This window comes from Pseudomonas tremae (genome assembly GCF_001401155.1).
Lineage (GTDB): Bacteria > Pseudomonadota > Gammaproteobacteria > Pseudomonadales > Pseudomonadaceae > Aquipseudomonas > Aquipseudomonas tremae.
In genome coordinates, this window is the sequence record NZ_LJRO01000160.1 from 1 (window position 1) to 20,921 (window position 20,921).

Annotated in this window: 19 protein-coding genes; 11 read left to right on the top strand and 8 right to left on the bottom strand. The window is 58.4% G+C overall.

Going from position 1 to position 20,921, the window contains the following annotated elements; all coding sequences use genetic code 11:
* On the bottom strand, positions 1-3,686 hold a 3,686-nt coding region (locus ALO43_RS11770), incomplete at its 3' end, for a DUF6531 domain-containing protein (RefSeq protein ID WP_054997547.1).
* Positions 3,687-3,796: 110 nt separating this feature from the next.
* Entirely contained in the window at positions 3,797-4,384 is a 588-nt protein-coding gene (locus tag ALO43_RS11775; protein WP_024670437.1) for a hypothetical protein, read from the bottom strand.
* Between the two features lie 466 nt (positions 4,385-4,850).
* On the opposite strand from ALO43_RS11775, the gene ALO43_RS11780 reads away from it, so the two are divergent.
* The 3 genes from ALO43_RS11780 (at position 4,851) to ALO43_RS11790 (ending at position 7,430) form a co-directional block, all read left to right on the top strand.
* Complete coding sequence (locus tag ALO43_RS11780) at positions 4,851-5,525, top strand: heavy metal response regulator transcription factor (RefSeq protein ID WP_005896254.1); 675 nt, start codon at positions 4,851-4,853, stop codon at positions 5,523-5,525.
* Positions 5,522-6,913, top strand: coding sequence for a heavy metal sensor histidine kinase (locus tag ALO43_RS11785; protein WP_024691556.1), 1,392 nt, complete (start codon positions 5,522-5,524; stop codon positions 6,911-6,913). Before ALO43_RS11780 ends, ALO43_RS11785 begins: the two co-directional genes overlap by 4 nt.
* Before the next feature lie 115 nt (positions 6,914-7,028).
* Positions 7,029-7,430, top strand: coding sequence for an MAPEG family protein (locus tag ALO43_RS11790; protein WP_005896257.1), 402 nt, complete (start codon positions 7,029-7,031; stop codon positions 7,428-7,430).
* A 50-nt stretch (positions 7,431-7,480) separates the two neighbouring features.
* On the opposite strand, the gene ALO43_RS11795 is transcribed toward ALO43_RS11790, so the two are convergent.
* Positions 7,481-7,891, bottom strand: a complete 411-nt coding sequence (locus ALO43_RS11795; RefSeq protein ID WP_005896260.1) for a DUF1090 domain-containing protein — start codon at positions 7,889-7,891, stop codon at positions 7,481-7,483.
* 54 nt (positions 7,892-7,945) lie between these two features.
* Positions 7,946-9,628, bottom strand: coding sequence for an NAD-dependent DNA ligase LigB (gene ligB / locus ALO43_RS11800; protein WP_054997548.1), 1,683 nt, complete (start codon positions 9,626-9,628; stop codon positions 7,946-7,948).
* A 409-nt stretch (positions 9,629-10,037) separates the two neighbouring features.
* On the opposite strand from ligB, the gene ALO43_RS11805 reads away from it, so the two are divergent.
* Positions 10,038-10,658 carry a LysE family translocator gene (locus tag ALO43_RS11805; RefSeq protein ID WP_024670435.1) on the top strand — a complete coding sequence of 207 codons (621 nt, stop codon included), beginning with the start codon at positions 10,038-10,040 and terminating at the stop codon, positions 10,656-10,658.
* Positions 10,659-10,739: 81 nt separating this feature from the next.
* Here ALO43_RS11805 and metK read toward each other — a convergent pair whose 3' ends face one another.
* Positions 10,740-11,930 (bottom strand): methionine adenosyltransferase, encoded by a 1,191-nt coding sequence (gene metK, locus ALO43_RS11810; protein WP_005896268.1) that lies wholly within the window; start codon positions 11,928-11,930, stop codon positions 10,740-10,742.
* A 20-nt stretch (positions 11,931-11,950) separates the two neighbouring features.
* A complete protein-coding gene (locus ALO43_RS11815) occupies positions 11,951-12,946 on the bottom strand; it encodes an ArsR/SmtB family transcription factor (protein WP_005896270.1) in 996 nt (331 codons plus the stop codon).
* Between the two features lie 259 nt (positions 12,947-13,205).
* On the opposite strand from ALO43_RS11815, the gene tkt reads away from it, so the two are divergent.
* The 7 genes from tkt (at position 13,206) to fba (ending at position 19,606) form a co-directional block, all read left to right on the top strand.
* On the top strand, positions 13,206-15,203 hold the full coding sequence (gene tkt, locus ALO43_RS11820) for a transketolase (protein WP_005896273.1): 1,998 nt from the start codon (positions 13,206-13,208) through the stop codon (positions 15,201-15,203).
* Between the two features lie 91 nt (positions 15,204-15,294).
* Positions 15,295-16,338 (top strand): erythrose-4-phosphate dehydrogenase, encoded by a 1,044-nt coding sequence (gene epd / locus ALO43_RS11825; RefSeq protein ID WP_053481016.1) that lies wholly within the window; start codon positions 15,295-15,297, stop codon positions 16,336-16,338.
* A gap of 21 nt (positions 16,339-16,359) precedes the next feature.
* Positions 16,360-17,523 (top strand): phosphoglycerate kinase, encoded by a 1,164-nt coding sequence (locus ALO43_RS11830; RefSeq protein ID WP_024670434.1) that lies wholly within the window; start codon positions 16,360-16,362, stop codon positions 17,521-17,523.
* A 27-nt stretch (positions 17,524-17,550) separates the two neighbouring features.
* The gene (locus ALO43_RS11835) at positions 17,551-17,784 is read left to right on the top strand and encodes a putative periplasmic lipoprotein (protein WP_024670433.1); all 234 of its coding nucleotides are present in this window, start codon (positions 17,551-17,553) and stop codon (positions 17,782-17,784) included.
* An 86-nt stretch (positions 17,785-17,870) separates the two neighbouring features.
* Complete coding sequence (locus ALO43_RS11840; RefSeq protein ID WP_005896282.1) at positions 17,871-18,068, top strand: hypothetical protein; 198 nt, start codon at positions 17,871-17,873, stop codon at positions 18,066-18,068.
* A gap of 34 nt (positions 18,069-18,102) precedes the next feature.
* Complete coding sequence (locus ALO43_RS11845) at positions 18,103-18,429, top strand: MliC family protein (RefSeq protein ID WP_005896284.1); 327 nt, start codon at positions 18,103-18,105, stop codon at positions 18,427-18,429.
* 112 nt (positions 18,430-18,541) lie between these two features.
* Positions 18,542-19,606: a class II fructose-bisphosphate aldolase gene (fba, locus tag ALO43_RS11850; RefSeq protein WP_003372623.1), complete on the top strand. Its 1,065-nt coding sequence runs from the start codon at positions 18,542-18,544 to the stop codon at positions 19,604-19,606.
* Between the two features lie 235 nt (positions 19,607-19,841).
* Here the strand turns inward: fba and ALO43_RS11855 are convergent, their stop codons facing one another.
* A complete protein-coding gene (locus ALO43_RS11855) occupies positions 19,842-20,261 on the bottom strand; it encodes a DUF3010 family protein (RefSeq protein WP_005896287.1) in 420 nt (139 codons plus the stop codon).
* 56 nt (positions 20,262-20,317) lie between these two features.
* Positions 20,318-20,728, bottom strand: coding sequence for a lysozyme inhibitor LprI family protein (locus tag ALO43_RS11860; RefSeq protein ID WP_005896289.1), 411 nt, complete (start codon positions 20,726-20,728; stop codon positions 20,318-20,320).
* Positions 20,729-20,921 lie beyond the last annotated feature (193 nt).

Here is a 20,921-nt window from a genome sequence, read left to right on the forward strand (position 1 = left end):
CCTGTCTCGACATCGAAATACTGACCCTGAAACCTCAGGTTCTGCTCGACCTCGTTCACCACCAGCTTATCGATCATCCCCCACGGCTTGTATTTGGCCTGCCAGACGATCTGCCCTTCGGCATCGGTCATCTCCAGCGGGGTGCCGATCTGGTCGGTGTGGAAGTAGTAAACCTTGTTTTCTGCCTCGCCTTCGCGTTGATCGACGCGGGCCAGCGGCGCGTAGCTGCCAGGCTCATAGAGGTAAAGGCTGCTCTGCTCCGGGCTTTCTTCGCGCAGCATGCGCAGCCCCTGCCAGAGAAAGCGTTTCTGGTCGGTCTGGCCTTTGATGTCTGAGTGTTTGGCGACGCGTCGACCCAGGCTGTCGTACTGGTAGCTGCTGGTGCTTTCTATCTGGCTGTTGGCCATGGTCTCGGTTTTGACCAGACGGTTTTCGCAGTCGTAGGTGAAGGTCTGCCAACGCACGATGCCGACGATTTTCTCGACCAGGTTGCCCCAGGCGTCGTATGTGTATTCGTGGTTGCTCCACTGCTTGAGCCGGTTGTCTTTGACGCGGTCGAAGCGGCTGGTGTTGAAGTTCAGGCGGTTGCCGGCAGCGTCATAGCGGAATGCTTCGCCCTCGAAACGTTTTTCGGGGTTGTGCTCGAGCAGTCGGCCGTTAGCTTCGTATTCATAGCTGACTTCGCCGCGCAGCTTGTCGAGGGTGCGGCTTAGCTCGCCAGCCAGGTCATATTCGTAACGGCGGTGGATTGAGTTGTAGGCGTGTTCGACGTAGCGCTCAGGCTTTATGAGCGGGTTCTGGATCTGCGACAGTTTCTCGGCGGGCAGAGTGGTCGCGTACTGCCAGGCCTTGCGACCTAATGCGTCGTAGCCAAAGCAACTGGTGAGTTTGCCTTGGGTGCGGTAGATCTCGCGGTGCAGGTCGTCGCGCTCGATGTCGCTGATCAGTTGGCCGTCGAGGTTCAGTTGGTGCAGGTGGCCGCTTCCGTAATACAGGTGGTTCAGGTGTTGACCGGTCGGAAGTGTCAGCGTGGTCAGGTTGCCGAGCGGGTCGTACTCGTAGTCCAACGCACCCTGCGGTGAGGTTTCCTGCGTCAGGCGGCCCAGTATGTCGTAGGCAAATTCCAGTTTTTCAGCTGCGACCCCGAGTTTTCTGCCGCCATCGGTGGGCGTGCGTTGAATGGAGCGCAAGCGGTCGCTGTCGTCGTACTCGAAATCCTGACGTGCATCGTCGTTGAGTCTGGCCAGCAGGCGGCCAATCGAATCGCGCTCGAACCAGGTACTGCGTTGTGGTCGTTCGCCTTTTTCGCTGTAGCCGGTTTCTTCAACCTGGGTCAGATGACCGCCAAGGTTATATCTGAAACGCCGGGTCAACTGGTCGATGCGCTTTTCTTCGATCAGCCGGTCGGCGCTGTCGTAGGCGAAGGTGTAGGTTGCATCGTTTTCATTGGTCAGTGCCACCAGGCGCAGGGCCTCGTCGTACTGGTATGCGACCATCAGACCCTTGGGGTCCTGACGGCGGATCGGCAGGCCGCGTGCGTTACGTGCCAGATGAGTGGTCTGATCCTTGCCATTGGTGTGCGTCAGTACCTGACCGTGGGCGTTATAGGTAAAGCTTTCGTGGCTGCCGTCCGGGTGGTGGATGCGCAGCACTTCGCCGCCGGGTTTGCGTTCCAGCGTTGTTGTGTTGTTCAGGGCATCCGTGACAGCGACCAGTTGCTGGTGCGCGTCATACCGGTAATACGTGCTCTTGCCTGAACAGTCCTGAAAGCGTTCGACCCGCGCCAGGTTGTTCCACCACAGGTTTTTTGATTTATGGGTAGCGTCGATGATGGTGTGCGGCAGGCCGTCTTCGCCGTTGAGGTATTCGGTCTTATGGCCCAATGCGTCGATTTCAGCGACAAGGTTGCCCCTGTCGTCGTAATGAGCTTTCCAGATGGCCCCGTCCGGGTAGGTGACCTGTTTGACCAGTGTGGTCTTGTAGTGATGCCGATAGCGCGTGGTTCGGCCCAGCGGGTCGGTCTCTGCGGTGAGGCGCGACAGCTCGTCGTACTCAAAGCCCAACTGGTTGCCGTCGGGCAATGTCAGGCCGGTGATGTTGCCGGTGTCGTCCAGCGCGATGTGGTAGTGCTCGCCACCGAAGTCGGTGCTGGCTAACACGCGGCGATCCTTGTTGTAGGTCACTTCGGCATGGCGGCCCAATACATCCGTCACCCGCGTCTGATGCGCCACCAGATCGTAATCGAAATGGAAGTGCTCGCCGTCGCTGGTCCAGTGTTCGACCACCCGCGGTTTGTCGCCGATAACTTCCCAGCGATACTCGCAAGCAAGCCCCAGTGCGTTGGCGTGTCGGTTCATCAGCCCGTCGGTGTAACTGAAGTTGCGTACTGAATCGCCGTTGCGGTTGTACACGCTGTTCAACTGGCCGTTTTTGTCATAGCCGTAACGCACCAGCGTTTCGACTGCCTGATCGCCAACGATGCGTTTGACGATGCTCAGGCGGTTGGTCACTTCGTCGTAATGCAGGTGTATGCGCTGCTCGCCGGTAGAGCAGATATCGGTCAGAACGCCGTCTTCGCTGCGCACAAAATGCAGAAAATGACCCAGTGCGTTTTCGATGCGTTGCAGGGGAACGGGCTGGTTGTCGTCGGGGACTTCGCCGAAGTAATAGAAGAGGTTGTCCAGCGTTTGTAACAGGTAATGACCGCCGACAGTGCGTACCAGATACAGTTGTTCCTGTGCGTTGTAGATGCGCTCGTTGTAGCCCAGTGTCATAAACGGCACGCTGCGTCCCTGATTGTCGCTGAGGTACAGGAAACTGCCCTTGCGGCGCAGGCTTTGTTCCCAGGGCAGCACCCAGCCCTTGCCCAGCACGCTGTCGACGTTGAGGTCGCTGGCGTAGAAGCGCGTCCACTCGATGGGCATAAGGCCCGGCAGGCTGAAGTCGGACTCATCGATCAGCAGTTTGCGCCCGGTGGTGGAGTCGACCGGGTTGCCGTGCAGGCCTCCCAGCACTTTTTCGGCCAGCGGGGCGACGCCGAAACGAACGATTGCGTCGCTGAGAAAGACACCGCCCATAAAGCGCAGTGCGCAAGGCCCGGCAGCTTTCAGGCCGGCCTGCAGGCCCAGCTTGGCAATGCTGCCGACCGCTTTAGCGCCGCCTGCCACCACCATCAGAATGTCCACGGTGTAGCGGACTATCGTCGGCACCTCATCATGGACTGCCAGGTAGCGATGAGTGCCGCCGCCGATGAAGACGTTGGGGGAGCCCGTGCCGATTTTTGCGCCGCAGGTCAGTTTGTCGCCTTTGCGCGCTGCCGGTTGACCGTTGATGAAGACGTTGCTGGAGCCTTCTGCAACCTTGACGATAGGCGAGTGCTTGTCACATACAGCTGTGCTTTCGATGGCAAATGCAGCCGGCCGACCATTGATGAACACGTTGGGCGAGGCAGAATCGATCTGCCCCGCCGGAGAGCTGAAGGCACTGCCTATGCTTTCCCCGATACTGGCAAGGGCGTTACCCGCCAGTCCGACAGCCAGGCCCAGTAAAATCGCGCCCAAGCCACATGTAGCGAAGGCGAACGATACATACGCCACCGCCGCGATGCCCACCACTGCTCCGAGCACAAAGCCGGTCAGCGCACCGGTGTGCTCGATTTCATCCATTAACCGGGCTGCCTCGAACATCGCCGTTATTCCTGCATGCAGCGGGCTGTGGAGGTCTGATCACCCGGAGAAGCGCTGACGCTCAGCAACTGATAGTCCATTAAACCTGTCCTGTTGGCAGTGGGTGCAGTCTAGCTGGATGCGAGACCTTCGAGCATGACGTCGAAGTCCAGCAGCCAGAGTTTTAGCGCCTGTTTTTCTGAGTCAATCACGCAACCTGCGCTCAGCCACTGACGTTGGTTATGATCGACGGCCGGCACCAAGGCGCCGATCAGGCGACCGTGGCGCTCTTCGAAACCTTCGCGAAAATGGAAGTCCAGCGCCAGTGCCGCATTGCCCGCCAGGACTGTTTCATAATGGCGAATGACCTGTATTGCTCCATGAAGCGGCTGTAGCGCTTTGACGGCTTCGGAGAATACTTCGGCGAGGGTTGCCTCTTCAGGTACATCGCGACGCTGAATAGAGACCACTACAGGCTCTCCGCCGACTTCGACGGTCGCCTCGATTGCGCTGCACCTGAACCCTTCCGGGAAGCTGAACTGGAACCCGCCGAAGTTGAAGCTGCACGGCGCATTGAGCAAGGGCTGTGGTACGAGAATCGCCACTTCGATGAGTTCCCGTTCCCGTTGCGCGGCAGCACGTACAGCTTCCTCACGCGCCAGCGCCTCGTCAGCCAGTCGGCGCTCGGAAATACGGTCGTAAAGACTGGTACGCCTCATATGCCATGAACCTTGTTCATCAACCTCTACATCTCCTTATGCAGGACGCTGCCCATCAATGCTTTGCCGGACAGCCCATTTGTGAGTAGACGATAAGCACTTTAAAGCGGCGAGGTTATAGCCAGTGGCCGACTGATGGCCCGGAAAAGCCTGAGAATCCTGTGGGACCGAGACTACGGATAACTTCTACTGGCAAAAGCGAAGGTCTCGACCTTCCTTTGAGTGAAAGTTCATTGCGGGCAAATGAAAGTGTCAGGACACTCTGTCTGGAGCCTCCTGACGCCGATGTGCCCACAGCACGGCCACATCTAACCAAGCGATGAAGCCCGCGCCAGCGGCTACCAACACATGAGTTATCACTGGGATTACTGGAAAATTACGATTCTGTTATCCAGCGAGAAGGGCGTTTCTTTTCAGTACACTGCACGGCATCGTCATTACCCGTTCATCAAACAGGAAGCCCCTTATGCGAATCCTTGTCGTAGAGGACGAGCCGAAAACTGCCGAGTATATGCATCAGGGTTTGACCGAAAGTGGCTATATCGTCGATATCGCTGCCACCGGGCTTGATGGGCTCTACCTCGCGCAGCATCAGGCTTACGATGTGGTGATACTGGATGTGAACCTGCCTGAGATGGACGGCTGGGAGGTGCTGACCCGCCTGAGGAAAACCGTCAACACGCGCATCATGATGGTCACTGCGCGCGGTCGTCTGGAGGAGAAGGTCAAAGGTCTGGAAATGGGCGCTGATGACTATCTGGTCAAGCCGTTCGAATTTCCCGAACTGCTCGCGCGGGTTCGGACCCTCATGCGCCGCAGCGAGCAGACCACCACGGCCAAGGTGTTGCAGGTCGGCGACCTGGAGCTCGATCAGGGTCGTCACCGCGCTTTTCGCGGCAAGCAACGCATTGACCTGACCACCAAAGAGTTCGCGCTTCTGCACCTGTTGATGCGTCATAGCGGCGAGGTCATGTCGCGTACTCAGATCATCTCACTGGTCTGGGACATGAACTTCGATTGCGACACCAACGTGGTGGAAGTATCGATCCGTCGCTTGCGGGCGAAGATCGACGACCCGTTCGAGACCAAGCTGATTCACACGTTGCGCGGCGTGGGCTATGTGCTGGAAGTGCGCGAATGATCCCGACACGTCTCTCGACGCGCCTGGGGCTGATGGTGACGGCGTTGATCGCCACTCTGGTACTGGTGATGGAAACGTTCGCGTACGCCGCCATTTCCCATCAGTTGGACTTGCGCGCCGAAGATGCTCTGAAAGACAGGTTCGCGCAGATCGAGCACAGCCTGAGCGAGGGGTTTCTGAGTGTCGAGGACATCGTTCAATACCCTCATACGCTGCGTGACCAGATCGTCGGGAATGACAGCTTCGCGCTGACCATTCTCGATTCGGGCAACCCTCGTCAGCAACTGATGAGTGTCGGCAATGAAGAGGGGCGCAATCTGCCGGTTCTGAATGCTGGTGACCCGCCGCAGGGTTTTCAGGAACTGGCTTCGGCCCAGGGCCACAAGATTCTGCTGAGCTACAAGAAAATACGCCTGAAGACGGATCAGGACATTGTGGTCAGGCTGTCGGTGGACAGAGAGAGCGATACCGAACTGCTGAACGCCTACATGAAGTCGACTTTTCTGATGCTGCCGGTAGTGCTGCTGCTGATTGGCGTCGGTGTCTGGTGGGCGGTGCGTCGTGGCCTCAGGCCGTTGAGTGCGTTTCGCAAAGTGACTGCGCTGATCTCGGCCCGCGATCTGTCACACCGCATGAAGGTCAATGGGCTGCCCGACGAGTTGCGGGATCTGGCTCATGCGGTCAATTTCATGCTTCACCGGCTGGATGGTGATGTGCAGCAGCTTGCGCAGTTTTCAGACGATCTGGCCCATGAATTGCGCTCGCCCATGAACAACCTGATGGGCAAGGCGCAGGTCACGCTGTCCAGGCCGCGCCCTTCGGAGGAATACAAGCAGGCGTTGGAATCCTGCACCGAGGAGCTGGAGCGAATGTCGCGGATGATCAGCCAGATGTTGTTTCTGGCCAGCGTGAGTCAGCCTGCTGCGCCGCTGCCGGTCGATGTGATTGATCTGCGTGAGGAGGCGGACAAGGTCGCCGAGCTGTTTTCGTCTTCGGCTGAAGAGCGCGACATCGCCCTGCAGGTTCAGGGCAGCGCAAAGGTCACGGGCGACAGGCTGATGATTCAGCGAGCGATTTCAAACCTGCTGTCCAACGCCGTCCGCCACGGCCTTTCCGGCAGTGTCGTCACGATAACGCTCACTGTCCTCAAGGATGAAGTGGTGCTTGCCGTGCGCAATGCAGGCGATGGTATCGATGCCGAACATCTGCCACGCCTGTTCGACCGTTTTTATCGGGTCCACGTCAGCCGCGCGCGGCAGCAGGGCGGTACAGGGCTTGGGCTTGCGATCGTGCGTTCGATCATGAGCCTGCATGAAGGGCAGGTGACGGTACACAGCGAGCCGGAAAAATTCACCACGTTCAGTCTGATCTTTCCTAAACTTGTGTAGATGCGTCAGGTGTTGGTCGTTCTTCAAGAACCTTTCGCGGATCGCCTGGCTCATAGTGTGTGAGCGGGCCTGGCCCGAATGCTTCTGATGAAGCCAAAACGATAAGGATGGACGTATGACAGTTGCTTTCTGGTGCGTGCTGGTCGCGATATTGCTGCCGATTGTCTGTGCCGGCATTGCCAAGTTCGGCAGCGGCAAATTCGGCAGTGGTCACAACCATGATCCGCGTGCTTTTCTCGATAAGCTTGAAGGGTTTCCGCGACGTGCCCATGCTGCGCAGCTCAACAGTTTTGAGGTGACCCCGGCGTTCGCCGCTGCCGTCATCATTGCGCACATTGCCGGCAATGCTTCGTTGGTCACCATTGATGTGCTGGCGGTGCTGTTTATCACCAGTCGTCTGCTGTACATCATTTTCTATCTGGCCGACCTGGCCGCGCTGCGTTCGCTGGCGTGGCTGGTCGGCATGGGTCTGATCATCGCGCTGTTCGGCGTTTCGGCCTTTCCTGCTGCGGCCTGACGTTAGGAGTGCGACGCTGTCTGTGATGGACAGTGTCGCTGGCGCGTCGATCACTCATCCGGCTGCACTTTCTCCAGATCGGTCTGGGCTTCCTGCAGTTCCTTGCGCGACTCGGCGAGTTTGTCCTTACGCTTGTTGATCTTCTCCGGGTCGCCTTTGTCCATTGCTTTGTTCAGCTCGGTCTGACGGCGGCTGACCTCGCGTTTGGCGTCCAGCACCTTTTGCTCGCGCTGTTTGAGCAGTGACGTTTCCGTGCAGTTCGCGTTGACCTCAGCGAGCGCTTTTTCCAGCCCGGTCTGCTCGGCCTTGTTGCCTTCGGTTTTGGCGTCCTGAACCTTGCTGCTGATTTCCTGGCTTTTGATCAGGCATTCGGAGGGGGCGGTCGCCTGTTCGTCTGCCAGCAATGCGGTTGCCAGCAGCGTGCAGCTGGTGAAAAGAATCAAGGGTGACAAAAACTTCATATGAACTCCGTTTGAAGATGACGATGTCCGGACGAGAAAATGAAAGTCCGCTGCTTAAAAACCTGAAATACCGTGCGCCTGCAATTGCTGGCTCATGGCTTTTACGTGCGGGTCCTGAAAAAAGGCCCTGAGTTTTGCCGCCCGGCCCGCGCCGACACCCGGTTCAGCCTGCCATTGCTCGACGCTGCGTATTGTCAGGTCGTGCCAGTTATCAGGCAGCTTCGCATCACCTGTGGGCGGCATTCCGATGGCCTTGAGCCATGCCGGAAACGGCTTTGCACGGGCTGTTTGCAGGCTGTCGAGCAGTTTAGCGCTGCTTCGCTCGGCAAAGCCGGGAATGTTAGCAAGCTCAGTATGATTAAGCGTCATCCAATCGAGCAAGCCGCTGATCTGGCCACTTTCAATGAGCTTGTCCCAGGTTCCCGGACCGACGCCCGGCAGCGCGAGCCCCTTCTTGCCGCTGAGCCATATCAGCCTGGCGCGGAACTGACTTTCACAGCCCGGTGTTGCTTGCCAGCAGCTCAGTTCATGAAAATCACTGGCATGCGGGATGGTCATGCTCACTCGTTCGGCAGCGCGCGCAACTACGCCGTCTAGTCGAGGAATCGTCAGTCCGGCCAGACTCACGGCGATCTGATCGCCAGGCCTTATATCCAGAGTCTGCCAGCGCTGCAGTGAACCCGTGCTGATACGACTGACAGTGCGGTCGTCGAGGCGCACCGGTTTCAGCTCCAGCACCGGCGTGATCCTGCCACTGCGACCGATATTGAAATTGACCTTGCGCACTTCGGCCAGGGCTTGGGCATAGGGATGCTTCCATGCTGCAATCCAGTAAGGCGCGCTGGCTTGCCAGCGCTGTGCCGGTGGGCGCTGACCCTGGCGAATGATCACGCCGTCGGTGGCAAACGGCAGCGGGTTGCGATACCAGTGCTCACGCCACTGTGAGGCCTGAGCGTGGTTTTCCAGCCTATGCGTGTAAGTCGCGCTGTCTTCGAAGCCTTGTGCTTGCAGGCCTGCGAGCCTCTGAGGCATGTCGGCAGGCCCGTTCGGCCAATCCCAGACGAGCAGCCCGATGGCGTCGGCCTGTTGCGGGCTGATTGTTCGCCGGGCCAGCAGCCCCGCGACCTTGCTGCGGGCATTGATGCTGCCGGATATGGCCTGAATGTGATCGTCCAGTCGCCAGTAAAGCTCTCCTTGCAGGACGAGATATTCAGCGTGGGGCAACTGCTGAGGGATTGCCTTGATCAATCGGGCTTGCGGGGTCCAGTCCTTACCTTTTTTCCCGTCACCGCGACTGATCGCCTGCACCAATCTGCCTCCCTCGTAGACCAGCGTGACCGCTACCCCATCGACCTTGGGTTGAATCCAGACGTCGGTGCGGCCCCTGAGCCAGGCTGTGACGCTTTTCTCGTCCGCGAGCTTGTTCACGCCGGTGTGCGGGATGGGGTGGGCAAGCGGACCGGTAGCGGTTTTAAGTGGGTTGTCTGCGACCGTCGAGACCCTGAAGCACGACCGCCAGACCTTCAGCTTCAGCCGGGACTGATCGTAAAGTTCGTCAGGGATCTGCGATACGCCTTGCCGGTGGTAACTGTCGTCCCATTCGGCGATTTGCTTTTGCAGTGCGGTTATTTCGTTGTTTGCCCTGGCGGCAGACCAGTCAGGGCACTGGCTGGCGTAGCCGAGGCCGGGAAGAAAAAAGACCAAAGCGAACGTCATCAGGCGGATGGTGGGCAACATCGAAGCATCCTTGCTTTAGGGATAGGCCCGATGAGGCTAGTTGCTGGTGTGCTTTACAGGGGAATGGTCTGGTTACCGGGTTTTTCCGGAGTTCCTCGCCGATAGTTCCAGAACAGTTTGGGGCTTATGTCCGCATACGTGAGGAGGGGGCCGGTTCTGCCTCGATCATTCGGGGAAAGACCGGTAGTTTCCCCCAAAGTGACTTATCGATCTCGCGTCCTCGCGGACAAGTCCGCTCCCACAAAAGCCTGATTCTCTAGGTGCCTGCTACAAAAACGCGGTTTTCCGGGTGTCTTTTGAGAGCGGCCTGGACGATACGGTCATGGCCGAACTCATCGCGCAACTGTGTCTTGATCATTCATAAAATGAAGTCAGACTGGATAGCGATCTATTTCAGGGACTGATGCCAATGGATATCTCGACGCTCGCTGTCTTCATCCCCGCCTGCTTTGCGCTGAACATGGCGCCGGGCCCGAACAATCTTCTGTCGATCAGCAACGCTACTCGCTATGGCTTCGTCCAGTCCTGTGTGGGTGGTATTGGGCGCTTGCTGGCGTTTGTCATCATGATTACGTTGGCAGCGACCGGGCTCACGGTTGTGCTGCATACGTCTGAATGGATGTTTCATGTGATCAAGGTCATAGGCACGGCTTATTTGCTCTATCTCGCGGTGCAGCTATGGCGTGCCGACCCGAATGGACAGGATCAGGCATGCTTTGCGACAGCAAAAAAAGGCAGCTTGGCGCGTCAGGAGTTTCTGGTGGCTATTGGCAATCCGAAAGCGATCCTGCTGTTTACGGCTTTCCTTCCACAGTTTGTTGATCGCGAAGGTGATGTTTCGGTTCAGTTCGCAGTGTTGGGCGGTTTGTTTCTGGTGCTGGAGTGCGTAGCGATTGCGTTGTACGCCGCTATAGGTATCCATGCTCGTCGTCTGCTGGCCAAGCCCAGTGGCAAGCGGTTGTTCAACAGGCTATGCGCAGGGCTGTTGGCGGGGGCTGCGTCTGTGTTGCTGGTGTCGCGGCGGGCGTAAAAAGTGGCTGCTGAAGAGCTGTGCATGCAGGCGAAAAAAAGCCCCGAACGACTTGGTCGTCCGGGGCTTTTCTGCGGGTTTTTACAGACCGGCAGCGGCGCGCAGAGCGTCGGCGCGGTCGGTTTTTTCCCAGGTGAAGGCGGTAAAAGTGTCATCGCCAACGGTCATTTCGACCGGGGTACGACCGAAGTGGCCGTAGGCCGCAGTGGCCTGGTACATCGGGTGCAGCAGGTCGAGCATGGTGGTGATGGCGTATGGACGCAGGTCGAAGTTGTCGCGGACCAGCTTGATGATCTTGTCGTCGGACAGCTTGCCGGTGCCGAAGGTGTTCAGCGAGATCGACGTAGGCTGGGCGACGCCGATGGCGTAGGACACCTGAATTTCGCAGCGCTCGGCCAGGCCAGCAGCAACGATGTTCTTGGCAACGTAGCGGCCGGCGTAGGCAGCCGAACGGTCAACCTTCGATGGGTCTTTGCCGGAGAATGCACCACCACCGTGACGGGCCATGCCGCCGTAGGTGTCAACGATGATCTTGCGGCCGGTCAGGCCACAGTCACCCACCGGGCCACCGATGATGAAGTTGCCGGTAGGGTTGATGTGGAACTGGGTGTCCTTGTGCAGCAGGTGCGCAGGGATGACGTGCTTGACGATCAGCTCCATCACGCCTTCGCGCAGGTCTTTGTAGGACACGTCCGGGTTGTGCTGGGTCGACAGCACGATGGCGTCGACGCCGACCACTTTGCCATTCTCGTAACGGCAGGTGACCTGGGATTTGGCATCCGGGCGCAGCCACGGCAGCAGGCCGGACTTGCGGGCTTCGGCCTGACGATGCACCAACTGGTGCGAGAAGGTGATCGGTGCAGGCATCAGCACGTCGGTTTCGTTGCTGGCATAGCCGAACATCAGGCCTTGGTCGCCAGCGCCCTGATCTTCAGGCTTGCTGCGGTCAACGCCCTGGGCGATGTCTACCGACTGCTTGCCGATGATGTTCATCACGCCGCAGGTTGCGCCGTCGAAACCGACGTCGGAGCTGTTGTAGCCGATGTCGAGGATGACGTTACGCACGATGTCTTCCAGATCGACCCAGGCCGAAGTGGACACTTCGCCAGCGATGATCGCCACACCAGTCTTGACCAGTGTTTCGCACGCCACACGGGCGTATTTGTCTTCAGCGATGATGGCGTCCAGAACCGCGTCGGAAATCTGGTCGGCGATCTTGTCCGGATGTCCTTCGGACACGGACTCGGAGGTGAAAAGTGAGTATTCGCTCATCTCTACGGGTTTCCTTCATTTTACCGATGGTGAGTGTCGCCAGCCGGTCGCTGAAAATGGCGAACCTGGATCTGGAAACCATTACGTAAGCCTACATAAAGGCTTTCCCCGGGAACTAGCCCCGCAGCGATGGCCCAATGGGCCAGGTCTTCCTGCTCGAAACCTAACCAGAGATCGCCACAGGCCTCCCTGGCCCAGCTCTGGTCATGACTACACAATTCTGTTACCAGCAAGCTACCGCCGGGTTTTACGTGTTCGGCCAGTTGCCTCAAGGCGTCTGCCGGTGCAGCGAAGTGATGCAGCACCATGTTGAGGACGACACAGTCTGCGCTGACTTTACTGTCGGTCAGTGCATCGGCCAGTCTCAGCTCAACGTTAGCCAGCGCGCGGCGCTCGCAGACGCCACGTGCCAGGTCGAGCATGACCGGGCTGTTGTCCATTGCAATGACCTGGCCGAAGCGCCGGGACAGTTCTGGCAGGAAGCCGCCGTCACCGGGGCCTACTTCCAGCGCGGTTGCCTGCGTGCCGAAGCTCAGTTTGTCGAGCAGCGTCAGCAGGCTTTCGCTGTACTGCGCGAGGCCGGCGATCAGATCCTGCTGGGCGCGAAACTTTTCGGCAGTCCGGGCAAAAAAGTCCTGACTGGCCAATGCGCGCTGCCGATGGACCAGGCCGATGCGGCCCTGAACATCATCTGGCAAATCCAGCGTGTCGACCTCTTCAAGCAGTGCCGCGTGCAGCCTGCCGCCCGGCAATGCGGTATGGGGCAGGGCACGGCGATAGAAAATCGCGTTGCCTTCGCGGCGGGTCGCTACCAGATCGGCCTGCGCCAGCACCTTCAGGTGGTGGCTCATGCCTGACTGGCCAATCGCGAAAATCTGCGCCAGTTCGAGCACACCGAACGAGTCGTTGGTCAGTGCGCGTAATACATTCAGCCGTAACGGATCGCCGCCGGCCTTGCACAGGGCAGAGAGGTCGTCGCATGCGTCGTGGCGGATTGCTGGTACGCGCAGGTTCATAGGCATCGCAGTCTAGAGAGCGATTCCTGACCCTGCAAGGGCAATATCAAAAAGTTTTGATATTGCCCGGCGGATGGCGCTGGTCAGCCTTCATGAACTTGTCATGCGCACAGGTGATCCAGTCTTTACCGGCTAAATAATGTCCGTTATTCAGGAAAAAAGCCTATGGTCGTCTATCTGTGATTGCCCCCGGCCTGTCCGTGAGGGAAAATGACCCCCTTTTTTCCAGTCCTATTTCTCAATTCCCAGGAGATCAGCGATGCCAAGCCGTCGTGAGCGTGCAAATGCTATTCGTGCCTTAAGCATGGATGCCGTGCAAAAAGCCAACAGCGGCCATCCGGGTGCCCCGATGGGCATGGCGGATATCGCCGAGGTACTGTGGCGTGACTACCTGAAGCACAGCCCGAAAAACCCGTCGTTCGCCGACCGTGACCGCTTCATCATGTCCAACGGTCATGGTTCGATGCTGGTCTATTCGTTACTGCACCTGACCGGCTATGACCTGTCCATCGACGACATCAAGAACTTCCGCCAGCTGCACAGCCGCACCCCGGGCCACCCGGAATTCGGCTACACCCCGGGCGTTGAGACCACCACCGGTCCGCTGGGCCAGGGCTTCGCCAACGCAGTCGGCTTTGCTGCTGCCGAGAAAACCCTCGCTGCGCAGTTCAACCGCCCAGGTCATACCATCGTTGATCACAATACCTACGTGTTCATGGGCGATGGCTGCATGATGGAGGGTATATCGCACGAGGTCGCTTCGCTGGCCGGCACGCTGCAACTGAGCAAGCTGATCGCGTTCTACGACGACAACGGTATTTCCATCGACGGTGAAGTCGAAGGCTGGTTCACCGACGACACGCCGAAGCGCTTCGAGGCGTACGGCTGGCTGGTCATTCGCAACGTCGATGGTCATGACCCTGAAGAAATCAAGACGGCCATCGACACAGCTCGCAAGAGCGATCAACCCACCTTGATCTGCTGCAAGACCACCATCGGTTTCGGTTCGCCGAACAAGCAGGGCAAGGAAGAGTCCCACGGTGCGCCGCTGGGTGCCGACGAAATCGCCCTGACCCGTGCCGCGCTGAAATGGACCCACGGTCCTTTCGAAATCCCGGCTGATATTTACGCCGAATGGGACGCCAAGGAAAAAGGCTTGGCAGTCGAAGCCGAGTGGGATCAGCGTTTTGCTGCGTACTCCGCCGAGTTTCCAGAGCTGGCCAATGATTTTATCCGCCGCATGAGTGGCGAACTGCCTGCTGACTTCGCGGAAAAATCGGCTGCTTATGTCGCCGAAGTCAACGCCAAGGGCGAAACCATCGCCAGCCGCAAGGCCAGCCAGAACGCCCTGAGCGCTCTCGGCCCGTTGCTGCCTGAGATTCTCGGCGGTTCGGCCGACCTGGCTGGCTCCAACCTGACCATCTGGAAGGGCTGCAAGAGCATCACCGGCGAAGACCCTAACGGCAACTACTTGCATTACGGCGTTCGCGAGTTCGGCATGGCCGCGATGATGAACGGTATCGCTTTGCACGGTGGCTTCGTGCCTTACGGCGCAACCTTCCTGATCTTCATGGAATACGCTCGCAATGCCGTGCGTATGGCCTCGTTGATGAAGAAGCGTGTTATCTACGTATTTACCCACGACTCCATCGGTCTTGGTGAAGACGGTCCGACTCACCAGCCGATCGAGCAATTGACCAGCCTGCGCACCACGCCGAACCTCGACACCTGGCGCCCGGCGGATGCCGTTGAGTCGGCAGTGGCCTGGAAATATGCGCTGGAGCGTAATGACGGTCCTTCGGCACTTATCTTCTCTCGCCAGAACCTGACTCATCAGGCGCGTGACGACAAGCAGCTGGATGCCATCACCCGTGGCGGCTACGTGCTGCGTGACTGTGCTGCGGAACCTGAACTGATCCTGATCGCTACCGGTTCGGAAGTCGGTCTGGCTGTAGAGGCATACGACAAGCTGACCGCTCAGGGCCGCAACGTGCGTGTGGTCTCCATGCCGTGCACCAGCGTCTTCGAAGCTCAGGACGCAGGCTACAAGCAAGCCGTTCTGCCGCTTCAGGTCAGCGCGCGTATCGCCATCGAGGCTGCTCATGCAGATTACTGGTACAAGTACGTCGGCCTGGAAGGTCGCGTGATCGGCATGACCACCTTCGGCGAGTCGGCCCCGGCGCCGTTGCTGTTCGAAGAGTTCGGTTTCACGCTGGAAAACGTCCTGAGCATTGCTGACGAGCTGCTGGAAGACTGATCACCTGCTTGATGGTTTGTGTTTGATTTTGTGGGAGCGGACCGGGCGACGGTCCGCTCCCACATCGTTATCTTCCTCTGGCGAAAATTTCATGCCCCAGCCCCGCCCTTACAAAGTTGCTCTGAACGGTTACGGCCGTATTGGCCGTTGTGTTGTACGCGCGTTGTGCGAGCGAGGGGCCAAGGCCGGGTTTGAAGTGGTCGCCATCAACGATCTGGCCGATATGGCCAGTCTCGAATACCTCACGCGCTTTGACTCGACTCATGGCCGGTTCCCCGGCGAAGTGCGGGTCGAAGGGCAATACCTGCACATCAATGATCACCGCATCAAGGTCTCGCGCAGCCCTACGCCGGAAGGTGTCGACTGGGCCGGTCTCGAGGTCGATCTGGTGCTCGAATGTTCCGGTGTCTACAACACTCGTGAAGACGGCCAGCGTTTTCTGGACGCCGGTGCGCCGCGCGTGCTGTTTTCCCAGCCGATGGCCAGCGAGCGAGATGTCGATGCCACCGTGGTGTTCGGCATCAACCAGCACCGGCTAACCGGCCGCGAGCTGCTGGTTTCTGCGGCCTCGTGTACCACCAACTGCAGTGTGCCTCTGCTGCGTTTGCTGGATCAGGCGATTGGCCTCGAGTACATCACCATCACCACGATTCATTCGGCGATGAATGATCAGCCGGTGATTGATGCTTATCACCACGAGGATCTGCGCCGCACACGCTCGGCGTTCCAGTCGATCATTCCGGTGTCCACCGGTCTGGCGCGAGGAATCGAGCGGCTGCTTCCGGAACTTGCCGGCCGAATTCAGGCCAAAGCTGTTCGTGTGCCGACCGTCAATGTGTCGTGTCTGGACATTACGCTGCAGATGTCGCGCGACACCAATGCCGTGGAGATCAACCGCCTTCTGCGTGAGGCCGCCACTAGCGGCCCGCTCAAGGGATTGCTGGCCTACACTGAGCTGCCGCACGCCAGCTGCGATTTCAATCATGACCCGCATTCGGCCATCGTCGATGCGAGTCAGACCCGCGTTTCCGGTCCCAGGCTGGTCAATGTGCTGGCCTGGTTCGATAACGAATGGGGTTTTGCAAACCGAATGCTCGACGTCGCCGATCACTTTCTGCGCGTCGCTGACCAATAACAGTAAAAAACAGGAATGCTCATGACCGTGTTGAAGATGACCGACCTCGATCTGCAGGGTAAGCGTGTACTGATCCGCGAAGACCTCAACGTCCCGGTCAAAGACGGCGTTGTCAGCAGTGACGCACGCATCCTCGCATCGCTGCCGACCATCAAGCTGGCGCTGGAGAAAGGTGCCGCGGTCATGATCTGCTCGCACCTGGGTCGTCCGACCGAGGGTGAGTTTTCTGCCGAAAACAGCCTCAAGCCGGTTGCCGATTACCTGAGCAAGGCGTTGGGTCGTGATGTTCCGCTGATCGCCGATTATCTGGACGGCGTTGACGTCAAGCCCGGCAACGTCGTGCTGTTCGAAAACGTTCGCTTCAACAAGGGCGAGAAAAAGAACGCCGATGAGCTGGCGCAGAAATACGCAGCGCTCTGCGACGTGTTCGTGATGGACGCCTTTGGCACCGCTCACCGCGCAGAGGGTTCGACGCACGGTGTGGCCAAATTTGCCAAGGTTGCAGCTGCAGGCCCGTTGCTGGCGGCAGAGCTCGAAGCGCTGGGCAAGGCGCTGGGCGCTCCGGCACAGCCAATGGCCGCCATCGTGGCTGGCTCAAAGGTTTCCACCAAGCTGGACGTGCTCAACAGCCTGAGCGCGATCTGCGATCAGCTGATTGTCGGCGGTGGCATCGCCAATACCTTTCTGGCCGCAGCCGGTCACAAGGTAGGCAAATCGCTGTACGAACCTGATCTGCTCGACACTGCTCGCGCCATCGCTGCCAAGGTCAGCGTGCCTTTGCCGACTGACGTGGTGGTTGCCAAGGAGTTCGCCGAAAGCGCGACTGCAACCGTCAAGCTGATTGCCGACGTCGCCGATGACGACATGATTCTCGACATCGGCCCACAAACTGCAGCGCACTTCGCCGAACTGTTGAAATCTTCCGGGACTATCCTGTGGAACGGCCCTGTCGGCGTGTTTGAATTCGACCAGTTTGGCGAAGGCACCAAGACGCTCGCCAAGGCCATTGCCGAAAGCAAGGCGTTCTCCATCGCAGGCGGTGGTGACACACTGGCGGCCATCGACAAGTATGGTGTGGCAGAACAGATTTCCTATATCTCGACAGGCGGCGGTGCGTTCCTCGAATTCGTGGAAGGCAAGGTTCTGCCAGCGGTCGAAATGCTCGAACAACGTGCCAAGGCCTGAATGATGCCCTTGGACAAGGAGTGGTCAATGGTCAGGGCGTTACCGTGGTTTCTTGTCGCGGGTTTGCTGGCCGGTTGTGCCGGCAAACCTGTGGCTGAGGAAGTGGAGGGTGACTCCCCGACTCAACCGCTCCAGTTGAGCTGCTATCAGGCAGGTTGGCAGGCCGAGACAGTGCCGGTGATTTACAAACGTGGCGGTCAGGAGGTCTGGGATCGGTACGAGTTCATGCCCAGGACGACAGGCGGCATTGGTTGCCTGTAGTCCGGGCCTGAAAAACACTCGGCACCATTGAGGGGGCTCGGCGGTCTTTATTGAGTGGATGTCTTTTCCGAGGAAGGAGTTTCGCCATGAAGATCGCTGCCCTGGCTCTGATGAGTGTTGTTGCACTGGCTGGCTGTACCGGTTCTGGTTCGCATGCCAAGACGTGTCAAGTATTGAGCCCGGCCTCTGTGAATGTGCCTACGACCGAAAACGCTCAGCGGGTCGAAGCACACGTCACGGGTGAACCGGCCGACGATAGTAAACAGGAACAGAACTGCCCTTGATATTGCGGTTTGACGGGGGCAGGCAGGAGACGTGATGAAAGGCTTGTTTGCCCTCGTGGCTTTGGCAGTGCTCGGCGGTTGTTCGAGCATGGGCACTCCGCAGCAGAATGACCCGTGGAATCGCTGGGTCTGCGACAGTAACGCTGAGGTTCACTGGCGTTACATCGACTCGTCCCAGAAGGAGGTCGATGTGCGTCTGAACCAGAGCGAGCAGGTGTTCAGGCTCAAGGCCGAACCCGGTGCCGCCAGCGGCACGCTTTACAGCAACAACGTGTTGGCATTCGTCAACAAGGGTAGCGAAGGCCTGGTTTACTGGGACGCTACCAACGATCTGATCGGTCGCGGCTGCAAGGCTCGATAAATCGAATCACGCACACACGCATGGCTTTCGTGGCCGATGCTTATAACTTGAATAGCAGCCGCCACTACGGCAGGCTTGCACGATAACGACCCTACCGGGAGAGAGACAGACAATGGCACTTATCAGCATGCGCCAGATGTTGGACCACGCAGCCGAGTTCGGCTACGGCGTTCCAGCTTTCAACGTAAACAACCTGGAACAGATGCGCGCCATTATGGAAGCGGCCGACAAGACCGACTCCCCGGTGATCGTTCAGGCCTCGGCTGGTGCCCGCAAATACGCCGGTGCGCCGTTTCTGCGTCACTTGATTCTCGCGGCAATCGAAGAGTTTCCGCACATCCCGGTGGTCATGCACCAGGATCACGGCACCAGCCCTGACATCTGCCAGCGTTCGATCCAGCTGGGCTTCAGCTCGGTGATGATGGACGGTTCGCTGCGCGAAGACGGCAAGTCCCCGGCTGACTACGACTACAACGTCGACGTCACTCGTCGCGTGGTGTCCTTTGCTCATGCCTGCGGTGTTTCCGTGGAAGGTGAGCTAGGCGTGCTGGGTTCGCTTGAAACCGGCATGGCCGGTGAAGAAGATGGCGTCGGCGCGGAAGGCGTTCTGGATCACAGCCAGATGCTGACTGACCCGGAAGAAGCGGCTGACTTCGTCAAGCGCACTCAGGTCGATGCCCTGGCCATTGCCATCGGCACCAGCCACGGCGCTTACAAGTTCACCAAGCCGCCTACCGGTGACATTCTGGCGATCGAGCGCATCAAAGAGATCCACAAGCGCATCCCGAACACTCACTTGGTCATGCACGGTTCTTCGTCGGTTCCTCAGGAATGGCTGAAGATCATCAACGAGTTCGGCGGCGACATCAAAGAAACCTACGGCGTGCCGGTCGAAGAAATCGTTGAAGGCATCAAGCACGGCGTGCGCAAGGTCAACATCGATACTGACCTGCGTCTGGCCTCTACTGGTGCCATCCGCGAATTCATGGCTAAAAACCCGAGCGAGTTCGACCCGCGCAAGTACCTGGCCAAAACCGTAGTCGCCATGCGCGACGTATGTATCGCGCGTTACGAAGCTTTCGGTACCGCTGGCAACGCCTCGAAGATCAAACCGATCTCCCTGGACGCCATGTTCGAACGCTACGCCCGTGGCGAACTGGATGCCAAGGTCAACTAAGTTGATCAAGCATTGAAGAAACCCGCAGAAATGCGGGTTTTTTTATGTCTGGCCAAAACTGGCTGCGTCAGCGCGAATGTGACGCAGAGCGTCACGCAAGGTATTCCCACGCTGGGCGTGAGGAACGATGAGCGCCCGGAAAGCAGCTATCGTCCCCGTGGAAGACACCTATCGTGCCCATGCTCCGCGTGGGCATGCAGTTCAAGACGCTCTGCGTCCGCTCTTGATGTTGGGCTTAAACGCTTTTCATCAGTCCTGCACACGCCGTCTTGTAAGCCTCGTGCTGGTATTTGTTCAGCGTGTCGGGCAGGGCGAAGGTGTGTTTCTTGTTCTGCGCGTTGATGGTTTGCGGTGAGATCAGGGCTACGTTGCAATCGGCCATCAATTGAAAGATGGTTTCAATCTTGAACGTGGTCGGCCCGCCGGCGAATTCGCCTTTCTTGCTGCGCTTTTTGATGGCGATGTGGCTGACGCCGTTCTCGCGCACGAAGCTGGCCAGATGCGCAGCGAAAGCCTTGACGTTGGCGGGCTCCTCATCGTCCTCCAGCGCAATTTTTTTCGTGGCTAACGGCAAATGGGCGAGGCCGTTGTTCTGCCGTGTGGCAAGCGCGAAAATGGCTTCGCTGCCTTTGATTTCTACACCGCAAATAATCATGAGAAAACCTGATGAGCTCGTTCATATAAAAGACGCAGGTTATCTCATCGTAGACGTTATTCCTGAGCTATCGACTCCAGATATTCCGAGCGTTCGTCGCTCATGCGCGCGATGCAGTCGTTCTCACTGATACTGAAGGCTTTGCTGCCTGCTGCAGAAGGGAAGACTTCAACGGCACAGTCGGCGTCGCGCAGCTTCTCCCAGGCTTGCTGGGCGGTCTTGAGTTTGCTCGTAAAATCGTTGAATTGCGTCTTATTGGCGACGAACTGTGATTGAACGCGCTTGAGCAGGTTGTCGAAGTTTTCCTTGAGCAACTGCTCGGCGGTCGTGCGGCTGTAGGCCGAACATTCCAGTGTCTGCTTGTCATCGTCGACACCGTCGCAAGGCGTGGCGTCAGGGTTCTGAGCAGCCTGTACGCCTGTCACAGCCGTTGCCATAAGGGCCAGGGTCAGCAAAAACGTTTTCATCGAGTCGCTCCGATCCATTGATACCCTGAATTCTGTCTCAAGCGCGAGACAATGAACAGGTTTGCAACACCGACAGGCGACACGCTGTCACCCTTTGTCGCATCTTGACGCTTTCGGCAAACCCCCTGTCGTTTTTGCACCCGGCTCTCAGGACCCTCCGGCATATGCTGACCCCATTAGCGCCGACAGCCGA

What these genes read in the sequence shown, in the direction of transcription:
- metK (WP_005896268.1), bottom strand. Translation starts at nt 11,930, where the DNA reads ATGAGCGAATACTCACTTTTCACCTCCGAGTCCGTGTCCGAAGGACAT.
- epd (WP_053481016.1), top strand. Translation starts at nt 15,295, where the DNA reads ATGCCCCAGCCCCGCCCTTACAAAGTTGCTCTGAACGGTTACGGCCGT.
- ALO43_RS11785 (WP_024691556.1), top strand. Translation starts at nt 5,522, where the DNA reads ATGATCCCGACACGTCTCTCGACGCGCCTGGGGCTGATGGTGACGGCG.
- ALO43_RS11835 (WP_024670433.1), top strand. Translation starts at nt 17,551, where the DNA reads ATGGTCAGGGCGTTACCGTGGTTTCTTGTCGCGGGTTTGCTGGCCGGT.
- ALO43_RS11830 (WP_024670434.1), top strand. Translation starts at nt 16,360, where the DNA reads ATGACCGTGTTGAAGATGACCGACCTCGATCTGCAGGGTAAGCGTGTA.
- ALO43_RS11805 (WP_024670435.1), top strand. Translation starts at nt 10,038, where the DNA reads ATGGATATCTCGACGCTCGCTGTCTTCATCCCCGCCTGCTTTGCGCTG.
- ALO43_RS11775 (WP_024670437.1), bottom strand. Translation starts at nt 4,384, where the DNA reads ATGAGGCGTACCAGTCTTTACGACCGTATTTCCGAGCGCCGACTGGCT.
- ALO43_RS11855 (WP_005896287.1), bottom strand. Translation starts at nt 20,261, where the DNA reads ATGATTATTTGCGGTGTAGAAATCAAAGGCAGCGAAGCCATTTTCGCG.
- ALO43_RS11840 (WP_005896282.1), top strand. Translation starts at nt 17,871, where the DNA reads ATGAAGATCGCTGCCCTGGCTCTGATGAGTGTTGTTGCACTGGCTGGC.
- ALO43_RS11780 (WP_005896254.1), top strand. Translation starts at nt 4,851, where the DNA reads ATGCGAATCCTTGTCGTAGAGGACGAGCCGAAAACTGCCGAGTATATG.
- fba (WP_003372623.1), top strand. Translation starts at nt 18,542, where the DNA reads ATGGCACTTATCAGCATGCGCCAGATGTTGGACCACGCAGCCGAGTTC.
- ALO43_RS11815 (WP_005896270.1), bottom strand. Translation starts at nt 12,946, where the DNA reads ATGAACCTGCGCGTACCAGCAATCCGCCACGACGCATGCGACGACCTC.
- ligB (WP_054997548.1), bottom strand. Translation starts at nt 9,628, where the DNA reads ATGTTGCCCACCATCCGCCTGATGACGTTCGCTTTGGTCTTTTTTCTT.
- tkt (WP_005896273.1), top strand. Translation starts at nt 13,206, where the DNA reads ATGCCAAGCCGTCGTGAGCGTGCAAATGCTATTCGTGCCTTAAGCATG.
- ALO43_RS11845 (WP_005896284.1), top strand. Translation starts at nt 18,103, where the DNA reads ATGAAAGGCTTGTTTGCCCTCGTGGCTTTGGCAGTGCTCGGCGGTTGT.
- ALO43_RS11860 (WP_005896289.1), bottom strand. Translation starts at nt 20,728, where the DNA reads ATGAAAACGTTTTTGCTGACCCTGGCCCTTATGGCAACGGCTGTGACA.
- ALO43_RS11795 (WP_005896260.1), bottom strand. Translation starts at nt 7,891, where the DNA reads ATGAAGTTTTTGTCACCCTTGATTCTTTTCACCAGCTGCACGCTGCTG.
- ALO43_RS11790 (WP_005896257.1), top strand. Translation starts at nt 7,029, where the DNA reads ATGACAGTTGCTTTCTGGTGCGTGCTGGTCGCGATATTGCTGCCGATT.